General features: G+C 63.9%; 11 protein-coding genes. 8 read left to right on the top strand and 3 right to left on the bottom strand.

Features of this window, described 5'->3' with window-relative positions:
* The coding region (locus tag AC1DYK_RS26185; RefSeq protein WP_478168949.1) for an OmpA family protein at window positions 1–247 on the top strand (247 nt) is incomplete at its 5' end.
* Between the two features lie 221 nt (window positions 248–468).
* Here AC1DYK_RS26185 and AC1DYK_RS26180 read toward each other — a convergent pair.
* Window positions 469–1,074 carry a hypothetical protein gene (locus tag AC1DYK_RS26180; RefSeq protein WP_478168948.1) on the bottom strand — a complete coding sequence of 202 codons (606 nt, stop codon included), beginning with the start codon at window positions 1,072–1,074 and terminating at the stop codon, window positions 469–471.
* A 247-nt stretch (window positions 1,075–1,321) separates the two neighbouring features.
* On the opposite strand from AC1DYK_RS26180, the gene AC1DYK_RS26175 reads away from it, so the two are divergent.
* From AC1DYK_RS26175 to AC1DYK_RS26165, 3 genes are all read left to right on the top strand, one after another.
* Window positions 1,322–1,813, top strand: coding sequence for a hemerythrin domain-containing protein (locus AC1DYK_RS26175; protein ID WP_478168947.1), 492 nt, complete (start codon window positions 1,322–1,324; stop codon window positions 1,811–1,813).
* Between the two features lie 98 nt (window positions 1,814–1,911).
* Window positions 1,912–2,139, top strand: a complete 228-nt coding sequence (locus tag AC1DYK_RS26170) for a hypothetical protein (protein ID WP_478168946.1) — start codon at window positions 1,912–1,914, stop codon at window positions 2,137–2,139.
* A gap of 199 nt (window positions 2,140–2,338) precedes the next feature.
* Window positions 2,339–3,415, top strand: coding sequence for an HAD family hydrolase (locus AC1DYK_RS26165; protein WP_478168945.1), 1,077 nt, complete (start codon window positions 2,339–2,341; stop codon window positions 3,413–3,415).
* A gap of 365 nt (window positions 3,416–3,780) precedes the next feature.
* Here AC1DYK_RS26165 and AC1DYK_RS26160 read toward each other — a convergent pair whose 3' ends face one another.
* Together AC1DYK_RS26160 and AC1DYK_RS26155 are read right to left on the bottom strand one after the other, a co-directional pair.
* On the bottom strand, window positions 3,781–4,254 hold the full coding sequence (locus AC1DYK_RS26160; protein WP_478168944.1) for an RES family NAD+ phosphorylase: 474 nt from the start codon (window positions 4,252–4,254) through the stop codon (window positions 3,781–3,783).
* Window positions 4,251–4,745, bottom strand: coding sequence for an antitoxin Xre/MbcA/ParS toxin-binding domain-containing protein (locus AC1DYK_RS26155; protein ID WP_478168943.1), 495 nt, complete (start codon window positions 4,743–4,745; stop codon window positions 4,251–4,253). The genes AC1DYK_RS26160 and AC1DYK_RS26155 overlap by 4 nt, the downstream gene beginning before the upstream one ends.
* Window positions 4,746–4,954: 209 nt before the next feature.
* Here AC1DYK_RS26155 and AC1DYK_RS26150 point away from each other — a divergent pair, with 209 nt between their 5' ends.
* The 4 genes from AC1DYK_RS26150 (at window position 4,955) to AC1DYK_RS26135 (ending at window position 6,641) form a co-directional block, all read left to right on the top strand.
* Window positions 4,955–5,269, top strand: coding sequence for an ArsR/SmtB family transcription factor (locus tag AC1DYK_RS26150; RefSeq protein ID WP_478168942.1), 315 nt, complete (start codon window positions 4,955–4,957; stop codon window positions 5,267–5,269).
* A gap of 2 nt (window positions 5,270–5,271) precedes the next feature.
* Window positions 5,272–5,736 (top strand): SRPBCC family protein, encoded by a 465-nt coding sequence (locus AC1DYK_RS26145; RefSeq protein WP_478168941.1) that lies wholly within the window; start codon window positions 5,272–5,274, stop codon window positions 5,734–5,736.
* Between the two features lie 14 nt (window positions 5,737–5,750).
* On the top strand, window positions 5,751–6,167 hold the full coding sequence (locus AC1DYK_RS26140) for a GFA family protein (RefSeq protein ID WP_478168940.1): 417 nt from the start codon (window positions 5,751–5,753) through the stop codon (window positions 6,165–6,167).
* A gap of 150 nt (window positions 6,168–6,317) precedes the next feature.
* Window positions 6,318–6,641: a lysozyme inhibitor LprI family protein gene (locus tag AC1DYK_RS26135; protein WP_478168939.1), complete on the top strand. Its 324-nt coding sequence runs from the start codon at window positions 6,318–6,320 to the stop codon at window positions 6,639–6,641.
* Window positions 6,642–6,658 lie beyond the last annotated feature (17 nt).

Below are 6,658 nucleotides of genomic sequence, written 5' to 3'. Positions count from 1 at the left end.
GATAGGCAGCCTCGAGTTCAACCAGCGCCTGTCCGTGGCACGGGCAAACTCCGTGCGCGACTACCTGGTCAGCCAGGGCGTGCCGGCCAACGTGATCCAGACCGAAGGCCGCGGCCCGGCGGACCTGAAGGTCACCGAGGCCGATTGCAAGGCCCAGGGCAAGGCCAGGAACCGGACCGAGCTCATCGCCTGCTTCGAACCGAATCGCCGCGTGGAAATCCGCGCCGCGGGCGAGCAGGGGGGCTAGGGTTCGCGGGCTTTGCGTGGCCCGCAGCGGATCACTCAAGACCGACGCGGGGCTCAGCGAGCCCCGTCGACTTGATCAGCCGACGATCAGACGGGTCAGTCAACAGTGATCGCCAGACATGGCTCGGTGAGCGCCAGCGCGGCGGCTGCGGGTACTCGCTGCTGGCTGAGCGTTCTGGCAAACTCGCGCAGCACTGCCCAACGACGCGGTCGAGCAGCACGTCAAGGGCCAGAGGCCAAGCCGGGCGCAGGCTTGGCGGCCTGGCCCGGTGCGAGCGATTGCTCGTCCGGCCTGCTCTGCGCGTCGGCTACGCGCTCCAAGGTTTCGTTGACCTCCTCCAGCGCTTCCGCCGACTTGCTCAAACGCTTTTCCAGTTCGTCCGTCCGCGCGACAGCATCTGCCACGTCGCCATGGTGAACGTCACCAGGAATTTGCTTGTCCAGCACTGCGTGAACCAGCCCCAGTTCATCAGCAGCAACCTTGACTTCCTCGGTAGCCTGCTTGTTCTGCTCAAGTGCATCGTCGATGGTCGGGGTCGCCTCGATGGCCACGTTCGGCTCGATGGCCACGTTCGGCTCGGCGCTACGCCGGGCATCGTAGTCACTGAGCCATTCTTGTACGCGGACGGCGAGTGCAGCCTCAGCGGCCGCATGGTCGGTGAACTGACGCGCCAAAGCGATCCGACACACGAAAGTGCCAAGCCGGAAAACGTCCGCGTGATAGGACCCGCTTCCGTTCGGCCCGGCATCTGCGGCCACTTCCATGCTCCAGTCGGGAGATGAAAATTGCTGGCGGCCATCGCTACCGCGCGGTTCGGAGTTGTTCATAGGGGGACCTCCCGCACGTCATGACCCACTTGCGCGCGGACAACGTGCGCGCCCCGGCCTGCCAAGGGTACTCCTATGACGCTCGGATGGGCATTGAGCCTTCAGGCCTCTTTCCGCGCCTCTGAACTTCCACCGACGATGGCCCCGAGGGTGTTGACTTCTCCGGTGCGCGGAAGCGTTCGTCTCCTACGCCGAAGCGAAGGGCTGCATTTCATTCTCCGACTCCCCAACCCAACCGGAGCCCACGATGCCCACGACCGCCAAACGCGCGCCAGCCGATGCCTGCAGTCTCCTCGACACCGATCATCGAAACGTCAAGAAGCTGTTCACCGCGTATGCGGAACTCGTCAAGTCGAGGGCGACGAGCACCCCGCAGAAAAAGCGCGACCTCGCCACGGAGATTTGCAACGAGTTGACGGTCCATGCCCAGCTCGAAGAGGAGATCTTCTATCCGGCCCTCAGGGAGGCAATCAAGAACACCGATCTGCTGGACGAGGCCGAGGTCGAGCACGCCAGCGCCAAGGAACTGATCGCGCAGATCCAGGCCGCAGCGGACGTTGATGACAAGTTCGACGCCAAGGTGACCGTCCTCGGCGAGTACATCGACCATCACGTCAAGGAGGAACGCAACGAGATCTTCGTCAAGGCGCGTGCAGCGCGCGGCCTCGATCTGGTTGCCATCCGCGCGCAGCTTGAGTCGCGCAAGGAAGAACTGATGGCCGTCGACGCGACCGCATAGCGAGTTTGCGCATGGGGTTCGGCGTCGCTCCAGCGGGCGGCTCCGGCCTTCTCCAGAAAGCCCAGACTTTGCCTTCATCTTTTCAAAGGAGCCGAACTATGCCGATGGATTTCCTGCGTCGAATCGCTGAGCGGGATCTCCCTTGCACGGTGTATGACCCGGGTGAGATCGATCATCTTCGCGTCCTGCGCGCTGCCGGATTGATCCAGGCCTTCATTCCCCTGCCTGATCGTTTGAGCCGCGGCCAAATGTGCCAGAAGGCGGCCCAGGTCCTCGCGATCACACAGAAAGGGCGTGATGCATTGAAAGGTCGCTTGGAGGCGTAAGGCCGGCCGGCGCGTGCTCCTGGCCCTGCCACCTACGTGTTCATCCGTGGGCGCTCGGATTGCGGCAGCAGCGTGTTGCTCCTAGTCTTCGTGCTGGTTGGCGACCCGCCGCCCCATCGAGAACCGGTTGACACGCATCGTTTGTCCTGAATTTCCGGTCGGTGGTCGCATGAGGCGCCGAACTTTCCCAGGAGGAAATATGAGATCTCCCGAGGATGAAGGCCGACGGCATCTGTTGAAGGCCCTGGCTGCCGCACCGGTCATGTCCGGGCTTCTGGGCATGGCTGGAGCTCACGCCCAACAAAGCGCTTCGGGCAGTTTGCAACCGGCATCCGAGGCGCCGCTTGCTTCCTGGAACGACGGTCCGGCCAAGCAGGCCATCCTCGACTTCGTGCGGGTCACGACGGACGCATCGAACGCGAACTTCGTCGCACCACCGGCGCGGATCGCAACGTTCGACCAGGACGGCACGCTGTGGGTAGAGCACCCGATGTACAGCCAGGTGATCTATTGCCTCGATCGCGTGCCGGCCGTGGTCAAGGCCAAGCCCGAACTGGCCAATGTCGAGCCGTTCAAGACGGTGCTGACGGGCAACATGGAAACGATTGCCAAGCTTCCCCTGCCGCAACTCGAGAAGATCCTGGCCGCGACGCTGACCGGGATGAGCGTCGATGAATTCACCGCAGAGGTGACGAAATGGATCGCCAGCGCGAAGGACAGGCGCTGGAACCGCCCCTACACCGAACTCACCTACCAGCCCATGCAGGAGGTGATGAAGTATCTGCGAGTCAATAGCTACAAGACCTACATCGTCACCGGCGGTGGCCAGGACTTTGTGCGTGTGTACTCGGAGGCGGTCTACGGCGTTCCACCGGAACAGGTCGTCGGTACAGCGGGCGGCACGAAATACGGCTATGCCAAGAGCGGCAAGCCTTTCCTGACCAAGGAGCCCAAGCTCCTCTTGAACGACAACAACGCCGGAAAGCCGGAGGGCATCCACCTGATGATCGGCCGTCGGCCCGTCGCATCGTTCGGAAACTCGACGGGCGACCGTCAAATGCTCGAGTACACCAAGGCTGGCGACGGTCCGCGACTTTCGATGCTGCTGCTGCACGACGACGCCAGGCGCGAGTACGCCTACGGTCCCGCCCAAGGCTTGCCCGACACGAAAGTCGGAGCCTTCCCGCAGACGCTCTACGACGAAGCGAAGAAGAACGGATGGGTCGTCATCAGCATGAAGGACGACTGGAAGCGGATCTTTTCGTTCGATGCATGACAGGTGGGACCGAGCGTGATCCCCAGGAAACCTGCCTGCCGTGAGCGACTGCTAGTGGCCCGACGGTAGCCGGTCGGCGCCTTGGGCTAACTTGCTTGGCCCAGTTCCGGTCTGGTCGGCGGCGAAGCTCGCGCTGCTCGGCCACCTGTTCTCGGGCAACCCATGAAAYCGGCRCAACCGGATGCCAGGGATACCGCGGAACCGGCTTTGCCGGGCCGCTGGTATCGCCCCCTTGAGGGGCTGAGGTCCGCGGCTCCAAGCCTGCCTGCGCAGGCTTGGACGGACCCGAAGAGCCGCTGCCTCTGGCGGCGACCCGGGGCGCCGCAGGCGCTTCAGGGGTGTTTCATCCTGGTCTTTTTCGGTTCTCAGGAATCGAACATCCGATCATCGAACCGGAAGGGGTTGCGCTCGATCGTCACCACGATCGATGCGTACTGCGCGTGATCCGGATTCAGCACCAGGTTCGATTCACCCGGTTCGACCGCCGACGGCACCCACAGGCCGAGCGACGCGGCCGATGCGCGCCAGCTGGCGCCCTCGCCTTGCGTCCATGCTTCGTTGTCGCGCCAGTTCGCGGGCAAGCCCAGCTTGCGGATGTCCAGCAGCGTCGCGCCGTCGGGCAAGTCCAGCCGCAGCATCGCCTGATTTCTCGGCTGCACGCCGTTGCAGTGCACGCGCTTTTCAAGCTGGCACAGTGCCCGGCTGGCGCCGGCGTAGACCACCGGCAGACCATCGGGCGGCGTTCGATGCCAGCGCCCCGGCTCCAACGTCGAACCGAACGGGAGGCTTGCGAGCGTCAGGCCCTTCGTGCTGCCGATGCGCCATACCGCAAGCGTCAAACGACGCCTCCGTATTCGATCGCGTTGAGAATCGCGCGCACCTTCGCGCCGCCGAATTCGTTGGCGGCGTATTCGACCGGCGCCTTGCCGCCGAGCAGGTCATGCGGCTTCGTCATCCAGGCCGTGCCTTCTTCTCCGAACACTTCGGCTGCACGGACGAACAGGTCGCTTTGGCGCAGCATGCGTTCAGTCACCGCAGCGTCCAGCGTGGTGTCGGGCTTGGCCCGCGACAGCGTGGATGAACTGAGCTGCAGCGCGGTGAACAGGTCTTTCCTGCGTTCGAGTCCAGTCGCCGCAAACCAGAGATCGACCGCCGTGACCGGCAGGTTCCTCGATGCCCACTGCGCGGCCAGATCACGGTTCAACATCGGCGACTGATGATGCGCGGCCATCATGACGAAGATGTTCTGCGTTTGCTTCGGGTCCACCTTGCGCGGCTTGATGTGCGGCACAAACGCGTGCTGGAACACGCCATCGATCGCTGCAGCCATGACGCGTGCCGGGTCCGCTGGCGGCGGTGGGGGCAATGCAGGCTTTGCGGCTGCCTGCGGCCTGGCGTCTGATTTCATCCTGCAACACTAGCACACTTGCAAATGCAACGTTGCCGTGTTGCATTTGCAATGACCAGAAACCGCAGGCACAGCGCTTGACATGCAGGTATTTAACTGCATATCATCCCCTCACGCACGAAACGCAACGGATGGACACAGACAAGGTTTTCAAGGCACTGGGCGACCCGACACGCAGAAAGCTGCTCGACCTGCTCTACGAGAAAAACGGGCAGACGCTGGGCGAACTCTGCGAGCACCTGGACATGGCGCGGCAATCGGCCACGCAGCACATCGGGATCCTGGAGGCGGCCAATCTGGTCAGCACAGTCTGGCGCGGCCGCGAGAAGCTGCACTTCATCAACCCGGTGCCGCTGCACGAGGTCTACGAGCGGTGGGTGCGGAAATTCGAACAGCAGCGGCTCACCCTGCTGCATGACCTGAAGAACGAACTCGAAGGAGAATGACGATGAGCAAAGAGAAGACCAGCTTCATATACGTGACCTACATCCGCTCGACGCCGGAAAAGGTGTTCGAGGCCATCACGAAGCCGGAGATCGCGCGGCGCTACTGGGGCCACGAGAACGTCTCCGACTGGAAGCCCGGATCGACCTGGGAGCACGTGCGCGCCAACGAGCAGCGCACGGTCCAGCTGGTCGGCAAGGTGGTCGAGGTCGCGCCGCCAACGCGCCTGGTCATCACGTGGGCGGACCCCTCGCAGGCGGCTGATCCGGCCAGCCACAGCCGCGTGAGCTTCGACGTCGCGGCCTACGAGGACATGGTGCGGCTGACCGTCACCCATGACGAACTCGAGGCCGGCAGCGGGATGGCCAAGGGCATCCAGCAGGGCTGGCCGATCGTTCTTTCCAGCCTGAAGTCCCTGCTCGAAACGGGACAGGGCATCGACGTTTTCGCCAAGCCGAAGACGGCCTGAACCGGGAGTTTGTCATGACCCAGTCCTACACCGGCGGATGCGCGTGCGGCGCGATCCGCTACGCGACCCAGCACGCGCCCGTCTTCCAGAACCACTGCCAGTGCAGCGACTGCCAGCGGCGAAGCGGCACCGGGCACGGCTCCTACCTGACCTTTCCCGCGCGGGCCGAGATGAAGATCACCGGCGAGGCGACGCACTGGGAGGTCGCGGGCGACAGCGGCAACGTGAAGATCCACGCCTTCTGCCCGGTCTGCGGCACGCCGGTCTTCCTGCGCTTCGCCGCGATGCCGGAGCTGATCGCGGTCCATGCGGGCAGCCTGGACGAGCCGGGCTGCTTCGCGCCGCAGGTGCTCACCTACAGCGTCCGTGGGCTGGCGTGGGACGCCATCGATCCCTCGCTGCCGGCATTCGAGCGGATGCCGTCCGCCTAGGCCGACGCGTGGTGCACGACGCCGTCCGTCGGCCGCTGAATCCGCCACACCGTCCGCAATCCAGGTGAGTCGCAGCGCGTCGACCGGTTCGAGGCGGTCAGGCACTTTGATACATTCTGATACCTCTCAAACCGAATCAACAACCAACCCATGATCTCGAAGTCCCTCGTCGTACTCGCTATCGCGCTCGCCGCAAACATCGCCGCCGCCGCGCCGCGCGCATGTGAACAGGAAGGACAGTGGGCATGCGCAGGAGAAGACGCTGCCAGGGCGGACAAGGCACTCAATGTCGCCTACAAGCAAGCCATGGCGCGGCTTGACGCAGACGGCAAGATCAAATTGCGCAACGAGCAGCGCGCGTGGATCAAGCGTCGCGACAAGGAGTGCTCCGCGAACGCGATCAACCAAGGTCAGATTCTTGGCTGCGAACAGGACTTGACGATCACGCGTACCGCCGAGATCCAGCGCTACTAGCTGCCCATGCCGCCGGT

The organism is Variovorax sp. P2_H12, assembly GCF_056403395.1.
The sequence above is the reverse complement of the archived record's forward strand: the minus strand, read 5'-3'. Positions and strand labels throughout refer to the sequence as shown.

Bases quoted from the DNA above. Each gene is read 5' to 3' on its own strand.
- AC1DYK_RS26180 (WP_478168948.1), bottom strand. From the start codon at position 1,074: ATGAACAACTCCGAACCGCGCGGTAGCGATGGCCGCCAGCAATTTTCA.
- AC1DYK_RS26175 (WP_478168947.1), top strand. From the start codon at position 1,322: ATGCCCACGACCGCCAAACGCGCGCCAGCCGATGCCTGCAGTCTCCTC.
- AC1DYK_RS26170 (WP_478168946.1), top strand. From the start codon at position 1,912: ATGCCGATGGATTTCCTGCGTCGAATCGCTGAGCGGGATCTCCCTTGC.
- AC1DYK_RS26165 (WP_478168945.1), top strand. From the start codon at position 2,339: ATGAGATCTCCCGAGGATGAAGGCCGACGGCATCTGTTGAAGGCCCTG.
- AC1DYK_RS26155 (WP_478168943.1), bottom strand. From the start codon at position 4,745: ATGGCTGCAGCGATCGATGGCGTGTTCCAGCACGCGTTTGTGCCGCAC.
- AC1DYK_RS26150 (WP_478168942.1), top strand. From the start codon at position 4,955: ATGGACACAGACAAGGTTTTCAAGGCACTGGGCGACCCGACACGCAGA.
- AC1DYK_RS26145 (WP_478168941.1), top strand. From the start codon at position 5,272: ATGAGCAAAGAGAAGACCAGCTTCATATACGTGACCTACATCCGCTCG.
- AC1DYK_RS26140 (WP_478168940.1), top strand. From the start codon at position 5,751: ATGACCCAGTCCTACACCGGCGGATGCGCGTGCGGCGCGATCCGCTAC.
- AC1DYK_RS26135 (WP_478168939.1), top strand. From the start codon at position 6,318: ATGATCTCGAAGTCCCTCGTCGTACTCGCTATCGCGCTCGCCGCAAAC.